This window comes from Mesorhizobium sp. M1A.F.Ca.IN.020.04.1.1 (genome assembly GCF_003997315.1).
In the GTDB taxonomy this organism is placed as follows: Bacteria; Pseudomonadota; Alphaproteobacteria; order Rhizobiales; family Rhizobiaceae; genus Mesorhizobium.
Genome location: NZ_RZSN01000156.1, coordinates 1 through 13,959, shown reverse-complemented (window position 1 = coordinate 13,959; position 13,959 = coordinate 1). Strand labels below are relative to the sequence as shown.

At 65.0% G+C, this 13,959-nt stretch carries 17 protein-coding genes; 9 read left to right on the top strand and 8 right to left on the bottom strand.

Features of this window, described 5'->3' with window-relative positions; all coding sequences use genetic code 11:
* The coding region (locus tag EOA49_RS24855; protein ID WP_127243406.1) for a LysR family transcriptional regulator at window positions 1–606 on the bottom strand (606 nt) is incomplete at its 3' end.
* 118 nt (window positions 607–724) lie between these two features.
* On the opposite strand from EOA49_RS24855, the gene EOA49_RS24850 reads away from it, so the two are divergent.
* The 7 genes from EOA49_RS24850 (at window position 725) to EOA49_RS24820 (ending at window position 6,281) form a co-directional block, all read left to right on the top strand.
* Window positions 725–1,999, top strand: coding sequence for an MFS transporter (locus EOA49_RS24850; protein WP_127241846.1), 1,275 nt, complete (start codon window positions 725–727; stop codon window positions 1,997–1,999).
* A 140-nt stretch (window positions 2,000–2,139) separates the two neighbouring features.
* Complete coding sequence (locus EOA49_RS24845; RefSeq protein WP_067327803.1) at window positions 2,140–3,321, top strand: cell wall hydrolase; 1,182 nt, start codon at window positions 2,140–2,142, stop codon at window positions 3,319–3,321.
* Window positions 3,322–3,611: 290 nt separating this feature from the next.
* On the top strand, window positions 3,612–4,004 hold the full coding sequence (locus tag EOA49_RS24840) for an AtpZ/AtpI family protein (RefSeq protein ID WP_127241845.1): 393 nt from the start codon (window positions 3,612–3,614) through the stop codon (window positions 4,002–4,004).
* Window positions 4,005–4,069: 65 nt separating this feature from the next.
* Window positions 4,070–4,831 carry a F0F1 ATP synthase subunit A gene (locus tag EOA49_RS24835; RefSeq protein ID WP_066999043.1) on the top strand — a complete coding sequence of 254 codons (762 nt, stop codon included), beginning with the start codon at window positions 4,070–4,072 and terminating at the stop codon, window positions 4,829–4,831.
* Between the two features lie 79 nt (window positions 4,832–4,910).
* A complete protein-coding gene (locus tag EOA49_RS24830) occupies window positions 4,911–5,135 on the top strand; it encodes a F0F1 ATP synthase subunit C (protein ID WP_066999040.1) in 225 nt (74 codons plus the stop codon).
* 62 nt (window positions 5,136–5,197) lie between these two features.
* Entirely contained in the window at window positions 5,198–5,779 is a 582-nt protein-coding gene (locus EOA49_RS24825; protein WP_127241844.1) for a F0F1 ATP synthase subunit B, read from the top strand.
* Window positions 5,780–5,789: 10 nt separating this feature from the next.
* Window positions 5,790–6,281: a F0F1 ATP synthase subunit B gene (locus tag EOA49_RS24820; RefSeq protein WP_066999035.1), complete on the top strand. Its 492-nt coding sequence runs from the start codon at window positions 5,790–5,792 to the stop codon at window positions 6,279–6,281.
* Window positions 6,282–6,485: 204 nt separating this feature from the next.
* Here the strand turns inward: EOA49_RS24820 and EOA49_RS24815 are convergent, their stop codons facing one another.
* Together EOA49_RS24815 and EOA49_RS24810 are read right to left on the bottom strand one after the other, a co-directional pair.
* Complete coding sequence (locus EOA49_RS24815) at window positions 6,486–7,184, bottom strand: ribonuclease HII (RefSeq protein WP_067327805.1); 699 nt, start codon at window positions 7,182–7,184, stop codon at window positions 6,486–6,488.
* Window positions 7,185–7,439: 255 nt separating this feature from the next.
* A complete protein-coding gene (locus EOA49_RS24810) occupies window positions 7,440–8,594 on the bottom strand; it encodes a PA0069 family radical SAM protein (protein ID WP_127241487.1) in 1,155 nt (384 codons plus the stop codon).
* A 148-nt stretch (window positions 8,595–8,742) separates the two neighbouring features.
* On the opposite strand from EOA49_RS24810, the gene EOA49_RS24805 reads away from it, so the two are divergent.
* Both EOA49_RS24805 and EOA49_RS24800 read left to right on the top strand, forming a co-directional pair.
* Window positions 8,743–9,246, top strand: a complete 504-nt coding sequence (locus EOA49_RS24805) for a glycosyltransferase (protein WP_095800921.1) — start codon at window positions 8,743–8,745, stop codon at window positions 9,244–9,246.
* Between the two features lie 194 nt (window positions 9,247–9,440).
* Window positions 9,441–10,415: a hypothetical protein gene (locus EOA49_RS24800; RefSeq protein WP_095801114.1), complete on the top strand. Its 975-nt coding sequence runs from the start codon at window positions 9,441–9,443 to the stop codon at window positions 10,413–10,415.
* Window positions 10,416–10,429: 14 nt separating this feature from the next.
* On the opposite strand, the gene moaB is transcribed toward EOA49_RS24800, so the two are convergent.
* The 5 genes from moaB to EOA49_RS24775 all read right to left on the bottom strand — a co-directional run bounded on the left by moaB (window position 10,430) and on the right by EOA49_RS24775 (window position 13,916).
* Window positions 10,430–10,978 (bottom strand): molybdenum cofactor biosynthesis protein B, encoded by a 549-nt coding sequence (gene moaB / locus EOA49_RS24795; protein ID WP_066999023.1) that lies wholly within the window; start codon window positions 10,976–10,978, stop codon window positions 10,430–10,432.
* Window positions 10,978–11,859, bottom strand: coding sequence for a 4-(cytidine 5'-diphospho)-2-C-methyl-D-erythritol kinase (locus EOA49_RS24790; protein WP_127241486.1), 882 nt, complete (start codon window positions 11,857–11,859; stop codon window positions 10,978–10,980). The genes moaB and EOA49_RS24790 overlap by 1 nt, the downstream gene beginning before the upstream one ends.
* A 26-nt stretch (window positions 11,860–11,885) precedes the next feature.
* Window positions 11,886–12,071 carry a hypothetical protein gene (locus EOA49_RS24785; RefSeq protein ID WP_066999017.1) on the bottom strand — a complete coding sequence of 62 codons (186 nt, stop codon included), beginning with the start codon at window positions 12,069–12,071 and terminating at the stop codon, window positions 11,886–11,888.
* A gap of 84 nt (window positions 12,072–12,155) precedes the next feature.
* On the bottom strand, window positions 12,156–13,013 hold the full coding sequence (locus tag EOA49_RS24780; RefSeq protein ID WP_127241485.1) for a S49 family peptidase: 858 nt from the start codon (window positions 13,011–13,013) through the stop codon (window positions 12,156–12,158).
* Window positions 13,014–13,121: 108 nt separating this feature from the next.
* A complete protein-coding gene (locus EOA49_RS24775; protein ID WP_164746893.1) occupies window positions 13,122–13,916 on the bottom strand; it encodes a methyltransferase in 795 nt (264 codons plus the stop codon).
* Window positions 13,917–13,959 lie beyond the last annotated feature (43 nt).

Genomic DNA, 13,959 nt, shown 5'->3' with positions numbered 1-13,959 from the left:
CTCGGTCGCCACGGTGCGCAACAGGCACGGCGCCTCGAACAACACCAGCGGCAGCGCTTCACCATTGTGGCCGGCTTCCATCGGTTTCGCCGGGCCGATCCAGCGCGCCTGCAGCTCGGCGACATGCCGGCTGTAGGGCAGGATCGTGCCGTCGTGCCAGGCCAGCGCGATGTCGAGGCTGCCTGAGACGACGCGCTCGGCGAGCTCATGGCTGCGTCCGATCCGCGCTTCGATCCGGACCTTGGGATGCGCACGGGCAAACCGGCCGAGCACCTCCGGCAGCACGGCCTCGCCGAAGTCCTCCTGCAGGCCGAGCCGCACCCAGCCTTCCAGCTCGACGTCGCGGATAGCTGAGGCCGCCTCGTCATTGAGCTCGATGAGACGCCGCGCATAGCCGAGCATCGTCTCGCCGGCTTCGGTAAGCGCCAGGCCGCGCCCCGCCTTGCGGAAGACCGGGGTCGCCGCCTGCTCTTCCAGCTTCTTCAGCTGCGCGCTGACGGCAGAGGTCGAGCGGCCGAGCCGCTCGGCCGCCTTGGCGAAACTGCCAAGCTCCATGCCGGTGACGAAGGTCCTGAGCACGTCGAGGTCGAATGTGACGCGTCGCATGAGATTGTCCTTATTTTCAGGATTATCGATCAAAAACTTGCTGATTTTCTGGATGAAGCTATGGCGCTACATCCGACCGGTCAAGACCGATCGACCGGCGCAGAGGGAATACGAGATCATGTCCGCCATCGTAACTCGCAACGATTGCCGGCGGCTCGCGGCAGGCGCCGCCGCTTCGGCTGGCCGCGCCTTCGGGCCCACCCATCGATGGAAAGTGCTCGGCATCGGCGTCGCCGCCAATGCCGGCTTCTCCGCTACCTTCTCCGGCATCCCGGCGACGGCTGTGGTGATGCGCCAGGGTTACCATCTCGACAATGCCTCGCTCGGCGCTGCGCTCGGTCTGCTCGGCCTCGGCGTGGCGCTCAGCGAACTGCCCTGGGGCGTGCTTACCGACCGCTGGGGCGACCGCCGCGTGCTGCTGACCGGGCTCGGCGCGACCGCCATGTGGCTTTTTGCCATGGCAATCCTCGTCGTGCCGACGAAAACAGCCGCTCCCGGTGTCGTGCTGCTTTCGGCCAGCCTGCTCGTTGCAGGCCTGCTCGGCGGCAGCGTCAACGGCTCCAGCGGCCGCGCCATCATGGGCTGGTTCGGCGAAGACGAGCGCGGCTTCGCCATGAGCATCAGGCAGACGGCGGTGCCGCTTGGCGGCGGGCTCGGCGCGCTCGTCCTGCCGTGGCTAGCCTTGGGCTTCGGCTTCGCCGCCGTCTTCGGCCTGCTGGCGGCTCTCTCCGCGCTCTCGGCTTGCTTTGCCCGGCGCTGGTTGCACGAGCCGCCGACGCAAGGCGACGCGCATGCCGCCGCCGTCACGACCGGCCCGGCGCCGCTGCGCAACATCGAGGTCTGGCGCATCTCGGCAGCCATCGGCCTGCTCTGCTTCCCGCAGGTGGCGGTGCTCACCTTTGCCTCCGTCTTCCTGCACGACTTTGCCGGCACGGGCACATGGGTGACCAGCGCCACCCTCGCCGCCGTGCAGACGGGCGCCATGGTGATGCGTGTCTGGAGCGGCCGCTACACCGACCGCCACCGCAACCGAAGGCCGTTCCTGAGGTTCTGCAGCGCGCTGAGCGCGCTGGCCTTCCTGGTGCTATGGGTTCTGGCCATCGCTGCAGCCAGGCAGCCGTCGCTGCTGTTGCTCCTGCCCCTTATGATGATCGTAGCCGGCATCTGCGTATCGGCCTGGCATGGCGTTGCCTATACCGAGCTTGCGACGCTTGCCGGTGCCGGCCATGTCGGCACCGCGCTCAGCCTCGCCAACACTCTGGTCTTTGTCGGCTTCTGCCTGGTGCCGATCGCCATTCCCTGGCTTCTGCTTCTCTTCGCATGGCCGGGCGTGTGGCTGGCGGCCGCGATCTGCGCGGCGATCGCATGGCCGATTTTTCTGCGCACGGCCTGACGTTTTCGCCGGCTTTCCACAGCTGGCGGAGGCCGGCTTATCTGCAACATGAAAAAAACACGATCGGTGCCGTTAACCCCCCATCAAGGTTAATGCTTCATTTTGGCTCTCCGGGGTCAGTAGCGTTTCTGGAGAGTTCCGTGCATCGACGCGTTCTTACGCGGCTCGTCGCCGCCGCCGTTGCGAATAAACGTTCCTTCCTTCCTCCTTTGGTTCTGGGGCTCGGCTTCTGGGTCGGCTTTCCGTCCGTCGTCGCTTACCAGGATATGGCAAGCCTCGTGTCCGGGCTGGAGTCGCCCAGCCATCGCTGGAATGCCTATGTCGAAAAATCCGTCGCCGGCTCGGTGCACGCCGCCGAGATGCCGTTCGTCGATTCGGCCGCCACGGGTTCGATCTCCGGCTCCGGCGTGGACCTGCCTGGCGTTGGCACGGTGGCGCTCCGCGGCAAGGGCAATGTTGCCGGCGCTACGCCCGATGAGGACCGCGTCGTGCGCGCCGACAAGAAGGGCCGCCTCGTCCAGGTGTCGCCGGTTGCGCCGCCGAAGAATTTCAGCGCCGGCTCCATCTTCGAGCGTACCTCCTCGCTGCTCCGTCCGGCGATGGACAGCGGCCTGAAGCTGACTTTCGCCAAGCCCGGCATCAAGGGCAAGGAAATCCAGATCGCCCAGGCCTTCCACATCCGCGAGGACAAGAAGCCCGATCCGGATTTGCCGGCGGCTCTCGTCGCTCTCGTCAACAACGACAAGCCCGACATCCTCGCCACCGCCTATGCCCAGTCGGCGCCGGACTATGCCAAGGCCTCGCCCTTTGAGGCTCTGCTGCAGGACGATCCGAATGACGGCCGCTTCATCCCGCCGATGGGCAAGGGAGATCACGCCTGGATGCAGAACCCGCTGCCGGCGGCCGTCTTCTCCAAGCCGGAACAGGAATGCCTCGCCAAGGGCATCTATTTTGAGGCGCGCAGCGAACCGGTGCGCGGCCAGGCCGCGGTGGCGCAGGTGATCCTCAACCGCGTCCGCAACCCTGCCTATCCGAAGACGATCTGCGGCGTCGTCTACCAGAACGACAACTGGTTCAACCGCTGCCAGTTCTCTTTCGCCTGCGACGGCAGGAAGAAGCGCATCAACGACCCGGTCGCGTACAAGACTGCCCAGGATGTCGCCATGGCGGTGACCGCCGGCAAGATCTTCATCCCCGAGGTCGGATCCTCGACCCATTACTACGCCAACTACGTCCATCCGGGCTGGGCGCGCGCCATGCAGCGCATGACCAGGATCGGCCTGCACATCTTCTATCGCACCTATGGCGGCGGCTGGAGCTGAGCCGTTTAGGCGGCTCGAACTGAGCCGCTTGATCGGCACCCCGCGGCAACGCTCTTTCTCGTTTGCTGCGCGCACCGATCAGCGCGGCTTGTCGCCCGGATTCGCGCCGAGTCCTCGCACAGGCGTGACGGGCACGATGTCGCACCCGGATAAGCCATTGATTTGAAAGCGGAAAATACATCGCTTTGAAGTTCGGCCCGTGGCTTGACGGGCGCGGACCCGCTAACTATGTTGCCGGCGACTTTAGAAGCGGACGGGCGGTGATCGTCTGCCCGGGCAGGGGGGTTGCGATGGCCGACAAAAACGGGCCAGACGGAACCGGAGAAACCGGCCGCGGCAGGCAGCCAGAAGCCACCATCCGCGACGACGAACTTGAGCGCCGCCGGCGCGAGCTTGAAGCATCGCTTGCATCAAGACGCACGGACCGGCTCGAGGGGAAAGACGAAGCGAAAGCTGCGACCGGTTACGGCCAGGCCCTGAAACTGTCCAGCGAGTTCATCGCCGGAGTGGTGGTTGGTGTCGGCCTGGGCTGGATCATCGACCGCTTGGCGGGAATCGCGCCCTGGGGTCTGATCGTCGGCCTGCTGCTGGGTTTTGGCGCCGGTATACTCAATGTCCTGCGTTCGTCGGGACTTGCACCGGAATTCGGCCAGGGCGGCAAGCCGCCCGAACCGAAGGACTGAAGTAAGGCGCCGCAAGGCGCGAAAGAAACTTAAGAAGCCGGTTGCGGCTTTGACGGGGATTTAAAGTGGCTGCTGCTGACCAGGTCGATCCGATCCACCAGTTCCAGATCCATCCGATCATCCCGCTTCATATCGGCGGCTACGACATTTCTTTCACCAACTCCGCTCTGTTCATGGTCGTGACGATCGCCGTCGCTTCCGCTTTCCTCTACATGAGCACCGCCAGCCGCGCCCTCATTCCTGGCCGCCTGCAGTCGGTCTCGGAAATGGCCTATGAGTTCGTCGGCAACATGCTGCGCGATGCGGCGGGCAAGCAGGGCATGCAGTTCTTCCCGCTGGTGTTCTCGCTGTTCATGTTCGTGCTGGTCGCCAACCTGATCGGCCTGTTCCCTTATTTCTTCACCGTCACCAGCCACATCATCGTCACCTTCACGCTGGCGATCCTGGTCATTGGCACCGTCATCGTCTACGGCTTCGCCAAGCACGGCCTCGGCTTCCTCAAGCTGTTCGTGCCGCATGGCGTGCCTGGCTATCTGATGCCGCTGGTGGTGGCGATCGAAGTCATTTCCTTTGTCTCGCGTCCGGTCAGCCTCTCCGTTCGTCTTTTCGCCAACATGCTGGCCGGCCACATCACGCTGAAAGTGTTTTCGGGCTTCGTCGTCAGCCTCAGCGCACTGGGTGCGGTCGGCATCGCCGGCTCGGTCCTGCCGCTCGCCATGGCGGTTGCCCTGACGGCGCTGGAACTGCTGGTCGCCTTCCTGCAGGCCTACGTCTTCGCGGTGCTGACCTGCATGTATTTGAACGACGCTCTGCACCCGAGCCACTGATCGATTTTCACCGGCGCCCCGGCGCCAGCATACCCAACGTACCAACCGCAACGATTACGAAAACCACAGGAGTTTTGAAATGGACGCAACTGCAGCAGCTGCTATCGGCGCTGGTATCGCCTGCATCGGCATGGGCGGCGCCGGCATCGGCCTCGGCAACATCTTCGGCAGCTATCTCTCGGGTGCGCTCCGCAACCCGTCGGCCGCTGACGGCCAGTTCGGCCGCCTGATCTTCGGCTTCGCCGTGACCGAAGCGCTGGGCATCTTCTCGCTCCTCATCGCGCTGCTGCTGGTCTTCAGGTAAGAACCACGCGCTGACGAAAGGGGCCGCATGGTGCGGCCCCGCCGTATGGACAGGGGAATGAGATGTTCGTGACATCTGCCTTTGCGCAAGAATCCGCGCCGGCCACGGCCGAGGGCGATACGCATGCGGGCACCGCCGTGCCTGCCGAGGAGCATGGCACGTTCCCGCCGTTCAATGCCGAGACCTTCCCGTCGCAGATCCTGTGGCTCGTCATCACCTTCGGGCTCTTCTATCTGTTCCTGAAGCGGGTTGTGATGCCGCGCATCGGCGGTATCATCGATGTCCGCAACGATCGCATCACCCAGGATCTCGACCACGCCGCCAGGCTGAAGGGCGAGGCGGACGCTGCCGTTGCCGCCTATGAGCAGGAATTGACGGAAGCCAAGGCCAACGCCAACAAGATCGGCCAGCAGGCGAGCGACGCCGCCAAGAGCGAAGCCGAAAGCACGCGCAAGAAGCTCGAGACGGAACTCGAGAAGAAGCTCGGCGAGGCCGAGGCGAGCATCGCCTCGATCAAGGCCAAGGCGATGAAGGAAGTCGGCACGATCGCCGAGGACACCACGTCGGCCATCGTCGAGGCGCTGGTCGGCGGCAAGACCGACAAGGCCGAGATTTCGGCCGCGGTCAAATCCGCGACCCGGTGAGGAGGCCATCATGGACGCCACATCACTTGCCACGCTCTGGGCCACCATTGCCCTGATCATCTTCCTCGGCGCCGTCATCTATCTGAAGGTGCCGGGCATGCTCGCAAAGTCGCTCGATTCCCGTGCGGCCAAGATTAGCAGCGAGCTCGAGGAAGCGCGCCGCCTGCGCGAAGAGGCCCAGCAGCTGCTCGGCCAATACCAGCAGAAGCGCAAGGAAGCCGAGAAGGAGGCCGCCGACATCGTCGCCGCCGCCAAGCGCGAGGCCGAGCTCCTTGCTTCCGAGGCGCATAAGAAGACCGAGGACTACGTCGCCCGGCGCACGGCGCTTGCCGAGCAGAAGATCAGCCAGGCCGAGCGCGAAGCGATCGGCGAGGTGCGTGCCAGCGCCGTCGACATCGCCGTCGAGGCCGCCCGTGCGCTGCTTGCCGCCAAGGTCGACGCCAAGGCCGGCGCCGATTTGTTCAAGTCGGCGCTGCAGGACGTGAAGGCCAAGCTGAACTGAGCGGCTCTGCCGTTGCTGACATGAAGCCGCCTGGGCAACCCGGCGGCTTTTTTGTTTTGGGCGCGAATAATCTTCCCCCTTGAGGGGGAGATGTCGCCGAAGGCGACAGAGGGGGCCGTTGCGCGTAGAGCTCAACCCCTTGTGCGACTGAGGGCGTTGGCGCTTCACGCGCGACGACTCTCAGCCTGCCTTCAAGAGGGGAGATTAATCTATTCCCTCGAAGCTCTCTTCCGCTTCCGCCACCTCGACGCCGCCAAACCGGAACGGTGCGAACGACGCCCTATGCAGTCGCGCCACCGGGCCATGCGCCTCGATCGCGGTCCGGTGGCGGACCGTCGCGTAGCCCATATGCATTTCGAACCCGTAATGCTCATGATGGCCGCCGCAGCCGCACATCATGCGGTCGCGCATCACCTTGGCGATGATCGAGGCGGCGGCGATAGATTGCGAGCGCTGGTCGCCCTTGATCAGCGCGCGTCCCTCGCAGGTGAGCCCTGGCGGCACGTCGCGGCCGTCCGCCAGCGCCAGTTTGGGCGGCAGCGACAGTCCGGCGGCGGCGCGACGCATGGCTTCCAGGCTGGCTTTCAGAATGTTGCTGTTGTCGATGCCTTCGGCGCTGATCGAGGCCATCGAGACGCTGAGCGCCGAGCCCAGGATTTTGAGGAACAGCGCCTCGCGCTGCAGATGGGTGAGGCGCTTGGAATCGTCGAGCCCTTCGGGAATGTTGGCCGGGTTGAGCACCACGGCCGCGGCCACCACCGGACCGGCAAGCGGCCCGCGGCCCGCCTCGTCCATCCCCGCTACCGGCCACAGCCCCTCGGCCATCGCTTTCGTTTCAATCGAGAAGTCGGGCTTCTCGACCATTTCGAAGAGAAGCGGAGAATCGGAACGCGCGCGAGCCATGGTGCGGCGAGGTTCGCATCGGCTCCGATTCTCCGCAAGTCCCTCCGGGTCGGATGGGGCGTCGGACCGGGAGGGCACCGTCTCACGGCCGGGGGACTGGGCCGGACGGGATTCTTGAGCAATTCCAGGAAGAGTGCGTAGCGGGCCTTCCGTACGAAGTTACATCAAAACAGAGGGTTAGCGGATCGCAATCCGGGCGCAAAACTCTGCCTCCCGAGTTGCCTTAGCCGCCGGCCTTCGCGGCCGGCATCATCTTCACAGCAGCATCAACTGCTCGCCGACGCCGGAGCCTGCGACGAATTGGTCGGTCCGAAGCTGCCGCCGCTCGGCATTGAGGCCGAGCCGCTTGGCGGCGATCTCGAAGCGCCGGCCGATCTGCCAGGCATAGGGTCCGGCGCCCTTCATGCGCTTGCCCCATTCCGAATCGTAGTCCTTGCCGTCGCGCATCGAGCGGATCAGCGACATCACATGCCGGTAGCGATCCGGATAATGGCGCAACAGCCAGTCCTTGAAGATCGGCGCCACCTCGAGCGGCAGACGCAGCACGACATAGCCTGCCTCCCTGGCGCCGGCGGCGCGCGCCGAATCGAGGATGCGCTCCATCTCCGGATCGGTGAGGCCGGGAATGATCGGCGCCACCATCACCGAGGCGGGGACGCCGGCATCCGAAAGCTGCCTTATCGCTTCCAGCCGCTTTGTCGGCGTCGAGGCGCGCGGCTCCATGGTTCTCGCCAGCATGCGGTCGAGCGTCGTCACCGACAGCGCCACCTTGGCGAGGCCGCGTTCGGCCATGCGCGACAGGATGTCGATATCGCGCGTCACCAGTGCCGACTTGGTGACGATGCCGACCGGATGGCCACGCGCCTCCAGCACCTCCAGGATCTCGCGCATGATCCGGTATTGCTTTTCGATCGGCTGGTAGGGATCGGTGTTGGTGCCGATGGCGATGGTGCGCGGCTGGTAGCCGGGCTTCGACAATTCCCTGTCCAGCATTCGCGCCGCATCGGGCTTGGCAAAGAGCTTGGATTCGAAATCGAGCCCCGGCGACAGGCCCATGAAGGAATGCGTTGGCCTGGCAAAGCAATAGACGCAGCCATGCTCGCAGCCGCGATAGGGATTGATCGAACGATCGAAGGAAATGTCCGGCGACTCGTTGCGCGTGATGATGGTGCGCGGCTTCTCGACCTGCACCTCCGTCTTGAACGGCGGCAGTTCCTCCAGCGAGTTCCAGCCATCGTCGAACACATGCCGGCTGACCGGCTCGAAGCGGCCGGACGGATTGATGCCCGCGGAGCGTCCGCGATTGCGGTCCGGCCGCACGCGCATGCCGCTCTGTTCTATCATTGCATTTGCCATCTCGGCTCTGCCTGCTCCGAAAGCGGCAATGTCGGCGCGCACGATCTGTTCCATTTTCGCCCTCTCCCAGGGACTGTCGGCAGGCTGTCGAATCGCTCTGTTCATGAAACTATTCCTATTTTGCCAATGAGAACAAAGCAAGAACTTTTTCGTTCAGAACGCGCAACTGGCGCAGCGCCGCGCTTTCCGCTATTCGGCTAAAATGCTCAGCGTCCTCATCGAAACCAGGAACGACGAAGAAGGCCTTGCCCGCACGCTGGCCTCGCTGATCGGCGGCGCGGTCGAGGGCGTGGTGCGCGACGTCATCGTCTGCGACACCGGCTCGACCGACCAGACGCATCGCGTCGCCGAGCATGCCGGCTGCCACCTTGTCGCCGGCGGCATCGCAACAGGCATCGGCCAGGCCAAGGGCGACTGGCTCCTGCTTCTGGAACCCGGCGCCCGGCTCGCCGAAGGCTGGATCGACGACGTCGTCGCTCACGCGGCGAGGCAGACGATGCCGGCGCGTTTTTCACGCGCCCGCGGCAATCGCACGCCGTTTCTGGTCCGGGTTTTTTCGGGCAACCGGGCTCTGGAGGAAGGGCTTGTCATCAGCAAGCGCCAGGCCACGGTGCTGGCGAAAAGCGCCCGCAGCGCCGAAGCCCTGGCGCGGGGCCTCGCCACCAGAAGGCTGAATGCCGAAATCTGGGTGGCGCCGCCGAAGTGAGCGCATGCCCTCCTTCTCTCCAGAAGGCGAAAAGAGAGAAAAAGGCCGCGAACTTTGCCGGCCCATTCTATTGTGCATTGCACAAAAACCTGCAGTGGATTAGCATCTGCTTGAAGCGGGACAATCGGGATTGGGTGACGATGAAGCGGCAGACGGCTGGCGCTTCGTCGGACGCCGTGCATACGAGGAACCCGATGAACCTTGGTACTCCAGACAATTCAGGCGCGGCCAGCCTGGAGGCGATCGCTCGTAATGGCAGCCTGTTCAGGCGCATCGCCGTGCGCATCCCGACCTATCTGAAAGATCTACGCGAAAATCCGGCCTGGCTGCCGATGTTCGTGCTGGCGCGCACCATGCCGGGGCGCCGCATGCACTGGCTAGGCGCCAGACGCGTTCGCCCGCTCGACAATGCGGGAGAGACGATGTTTGCCGGCGTCGATCGCGAGGCGGTGGTCGCGGCGCTTCGCTCCGATGGACTGTTTTCGGGGTTCACGCTGCCGTCGGCGATCCATGAGGAGATCGCCGTTTTTGCGCAACGCACGCCCTGTTTCGGCAATTTCGACCGCCGTCTCGAATTCATTCCGGGCGACCATGCCGAGGCGGAGAAGCGTTTCGGCCGCTCGCTGCTCAGCGGGCATTATTTCGAACGCATTCTCGATTGCCCGGCGGCGCTTGCCATCCAGCGGGATCCGCTGCTCCTCGAGGTCGCGCAGCACTATCTCGGCGGCCAGGCGAAACTGATCACGACGCGCGTGTGGTGGAGCTTTCCGACCGGCAAGGCCTCGGATGCCGACAAGAATCTCGCCTCGCTCGGCAAATACCATTTCGATCTCGACGATTGGCGGATGCTGAAATTCTTCTTCTATCTGGTGCCGGTCGACGCCGGCACCGGCCCGCATGTCTATGTCCGCGGCAGCCACAGGCGCCGCGCGCTCAAGCACCAGCTCACGCTTCTGGTCGGCCACCCCGCGGAAGACGTGCTGGACGTCTACGGTCCGGAAAGCGCTGCGACGCTGACGGGCGAGGCGGGCCTCGGCTTCGTCGAGGATCCGTTCGGCTTCCATATGGGAACGGTGCCGACGCATACGCCGCGGCTGATGATGGAAATCGGCTTCGGCGTCTCGCGGCCGTCGCGCCGCCGCTTCCACGGCGAGCCGGTCATCCGCTGAGCCGGACGGGGCCGCTACTCCGGCTTGCCGCGGCGCCTGAGGTGCTCGTCCAGCCGCGGCATGATCTCGACGAAGTTGCAGGGCATGTGCCGGTAGTCAAGCTGCGCCTTGATGATGCCGTCCCAAGCATCCTTGCACGCGCCGGGCGAGCCCGGCAGCACGAAGATAAAGGTGGCGTTGACGACGCCGCCGGTCGCCCGGCTCTGGATCGTCGATGTGCCGATCTTGTCATAGGAAATCCGGTGGAAGACTTCCGAAAAGCCGTCCATGCGCTTTTCGAAAATCGGCTCCAGCGCTTCCGGCGTTACGTCGCGGCCGGTGAAGCCGGTGCCACCCGTGGTGATAACGACGTCCACCGTTTCATCCCTCGACCAGGCGAGCACTTTTTCGCGGATCTTCTCGCGGTCGTCGGTGACGATGTCGCGAGCCACCAGTATATGGCCAGCCTCTGCGATGCGGTCGGCCAATATCTGCCCGGATTTGTCCTCGGCCAGGCTGCGCGTGTCGGAAACGGTCAGCACCGCGATGCGCACCGGGATGAAGGGGCGGCTTTCGTTGGCCATCAGTCGGTCTCCATGCTGCGCGTCGCGGCCACGAACCAACTGGGATGGCGGCGGCGGATGTCGATCGCCGCGCGCTTGGCGACATTGCCAGTCTCGAACAGGCCGAAGCAGGTAGCGCCGGAGCCCGACATGCGGGCAAAGGCGGCTCCCGCTTTTTTCAGCGCCTTGAGCGCATCTCCGATCGCCGGTTGGATGGCGCGAGCGGCAGGTTCGAGATCGTTCCGCGTCGTGTCGAGCCAATTGCGCATGCTGTGAAAATCGAGGCGGCCGGGCAGCGGCGGCAATGCCTCATTGTCAGGTTTGGAAAGCGCTTTGAACACTTCGGGTGTCGAAACGGCCACGCCCGGGTTGACCAGGATGAGCGCCAGCGCCGGAAACTCCGTCAGCGGCGACACTTCATCACCAATGCCGCGCGCAATGAGCGGCCTTGCCTTGAGGCACATCGGCAGATCGGCGCCGAGCGTCAGCCCGATCCGCGCCAGCCCCGCCTCCCCGATGTCGAGCTTCCAGAGGCGCGAAAGGCCGTTGAGCGCCGCCGCCGCGTCGCTCGAGCCGCCGCCGACGCCGGAAGCGACCGGCAGGTTCTTCTCCAGCCGGATGGCGACTGGTGGCGCCTGTTGCGCGCCGGCTTCCCGCCGCAACGCGTCGCGCGCTTTGAGTACCAGATTGTCGCCATCGATTGGCACACCGGCGGCGAAGGGACCAGACGCCGAGAACGCATCGTCTTGCGCCAGCTCGATCTCGAGCCGGTCGCCGAAGCGCGTGAACACGGCAAGGCTGTCGAGTAGGTGATAACCGTCGGCGCGCCGTCCGGTGACGTGCAGCGCAAGGTTGATCTTGGCAGGCGCAAGCCATGTCCGGGACTTGGCCTCGGCCTCCAGAATGTCGGCTGCTGGCGAGATGGTGTTCAGTCCTTGGCCAGACGGTACTCGCCGGTCTTCGGATCCTTGACCAGCGTTCCCATCGTGCCGTTGGCCGCCTGCTTCTCGGTGCGCCGGATCTTGGCCGTCACGCGCTCGGCCTCGCGTACGAAAGCGCGATAACCGAAATAGGCGGCGGCGCCGACGACAACGAAGAAAATGATCTGCGGCATCTCACAACTCCTCCCGCGTTTCTCGCGGCAAGGCCGGCCGGATGGGTCGGTCAAGCGGCCATGCTAGACGCAATCATGGCTTTTTCAAAGCCCGAAGCGCGCCCACAGCGCGCGCTCTTCCGCCGCATCGATGACGCCGCTGGCCGCGGCCGCGGCGATGTCCGGCGCCGAAAAACGCGATCCGAACAAGCCGAAACGGCCGAAAAGCCCGCGCGGCGCGGTGATCAGCCTGAGCTGCGTCTTTTCGCCGAAACGGGTCTTGAGCACGCTGCGCATGTCGCCCAGCGCATCGACGAGGCCGAGCTCGAGACCCTTCTTGGCGGTCCAGAACAGTCCGGTGAACAGATCCGGGTCGTCCTTGAGCTTGGTGCCGCGCCGTTCCTTGACGAGATCGATGAAGGTCTCGTGCACTTCGAGCTGCAAGGCTTTCAGCCGCTCGACGTCTTCCCTCTTTTCCGGCTTGAAGGGGTCGAGCACGGCCTTGTTCTGGCCCGCGGTGTGGACGCGCCGCTCGATGCCGATCTTCTTCATCAGCTCGGGGAAGCCGAAGGAGGCGGAGACGACGCCGATCGAGCCAACGATCGAGGAAGGGTCGGCGAAGATCTCGTCGCCGGCGATTGCGATCATGTAGCCGCCGGAGGCCGCCACATCCTCGACGAAGACGAGCACTCGTCTATCCTTCTCTGCCGCCAGGTCGCGGATGCGCTTGAAGATCAGCCGCGACTGCACCGGCGAGCCGCCCGGCGAGTTGATCGAAATCGCAACCGCCGGCGCGTCGAAGCCGAACGCTTTCTCGATGAGCCCGGCCGTCGAGGCGAGCGACAGGCTTGGCCGTAACTGGCCGCCGCCGGGCATGATCGTGCCATGCAGCCTGATGACCGGAATGGTGACGACTGTCGAGCGCCAGGATTTCGGCAGCAGGCGGTTGAAGAAGCGTTTCACGAAAGCTTGTCTCCACAAGAGATGCTAGAGCAAGGTCAGACCTCATCCTTGCTCCCGGGCATGTAGGAATTCGCCGCGCAACGGCAATGCCGCATCGCCGGCCTCTGATCAATCGCCGAACAGCGACGCCAGCCCGTTGTTGATCATTTCGGTCCGCTCCGTCGGCTCGTTGCCGGATGCGCCGTGCAAGGTGAGCGGAGGCCGGATCGACAGTTTTCCGCGCGCGCCGAGCACCGCCCTGACGACGATGCGGATCGCCGCCGCGTCTGGGCGCGGGTGCACGCAGAGCATCTCGGCATCGCCGAAGCGGCCTTCCATCGCATCCAGGATGGCGACAAGCTGCTCCGGCCGCGCAATCGCCGCCAGTCCGCCGCGCGGCTTGACGACGGCGGCCGCACTTCTGATCCAGCGCTCGAACAGGCCGTCCTCCGCGACATGCGCTTCTCTGCGCAGCGCGTCCGGCGTGGCGCGGTCTTGTGCCGCGTTGAAGGGCGGGTTCATGACGACGAAGTCGAACGAATTGTCGGCAAGTCCGGCTCCGTGCCGTGCCCGTCCCGCAAGCGTGACGTCGGCCTTAAGCACCGAGGCGCGGTCGCCGAGATGCGCGTTGCCGGGGTGGGCAAGCGTGGCGGCGGCAAAGGCCGCCATCTCCGCGGAACGCTCGACCAGAACCGCGTGTGCCTCAGGGCAGCGCGACAGCACGGCGAGCGTCGCCGCACCGGCGCCCGCGCCGAAATCGGCGAGCCGGCCGGAAAAGCCGGACGGGACGGCAGCAGCCAGCATCATGGCGTCCATGCCGGCACGGTGGCCTTGTCGCGGCTGCACCAGCCAGAAGCGCCCGCGATGGAAGGCGTCGACCGTGTGGGCCGGCGTGTCCGGGGCGAGGGCGGTTGATGCTGCCATTATTGCCGGCGGATCTCGTTCTCGATGCCGGCATCCTTCAGGA

Bases quoted from the DNA above. Each gene is read 5' to 3' on its own strand.
- EOA49_RS24850 (WP_127241846.1), top strand. From the start codon at position 725: ATGTCCGCCATCGTAACTCGCAACGATTGCCGGCGGCTCGCGGCAGGC.
- EOA49_RS24840 (WP_127241845.1), top strand. From the start codon at position 3,612: ATGGCCGACAAAAACGGGCCAGACGGAACCGGAGAAACCGGCCGCGGC.
- EOA49_RS24830 (WP_066999040.1), top strand. From the start codon at position 4,911: ATGGACGCAACTGCAGCAGCTGCTATCGGCGCTGGTATCGCCTGCATC.
- EOA49_RS24825 (WP_127241844.1), top strand. From the start codon at position 5,198: ATGTTCGTGACATCTGCCTTTGCGCAAGAATCCGCGCCGGCCACGGCC.
- EOA49_RS24820 (WP_066999035.1), top strand. From the start codon at position 5,790: ATGGACGCCACATCACTTGCCACGCTCTGGGCCACCATTGCCCTGATC.
- EOA49_RS24815 (WP_067327805.1), bottom strand. From the start codon at position 7,184: ATGGCTCGCGCGCGTTCCGATTCTCCGCTTCTCTTCGAAATGGTCGAG.
- EOA49_RS24810 (WP_127241487.1), bottom strand. From the start codon at position 8,594: ATGGAACAGATCGTGCGCGCCGACATTGCCGCTTTCGGAGCAGGCAGA.
- EOA49_RS24805 (WP_095800921.1), top strand. From the start codon at position 8,743: ATGCTCAGCGTCCTCATCGAAACCAGGAACGACGAAGAAGGCCTTGCC.
- EOA49_RS24800 (WP_095801114.1), top strand. From the start codon at position 9,441: ATGAACCTTGGTACTCCAGACAATTCAGGCGCGGCCAGCCTGGAGGCG.
- moaB (WP_066999023.1), bottom strand. From the start codon at position 10,978: ATGGCCAACGAAAGCCGCCCCTTCATCCCGGTGCGCATCGCGGTGCTG.
- EOA49_RS24785 (WP_066999017.1), bottom strand. From the start codon at position 12,071: ATGCCGCAGATCATTTTCTTCGTTGTCGTCGGCGCCGCCGCCTATTTC.
- EOA49_RS24775 (WP_164746893.1), bottom strand. From the start codon at position 13,916: ATGGCAGCATCAACCGCCCTCGCCCCGGACACGCCGGCCCACACGGTC.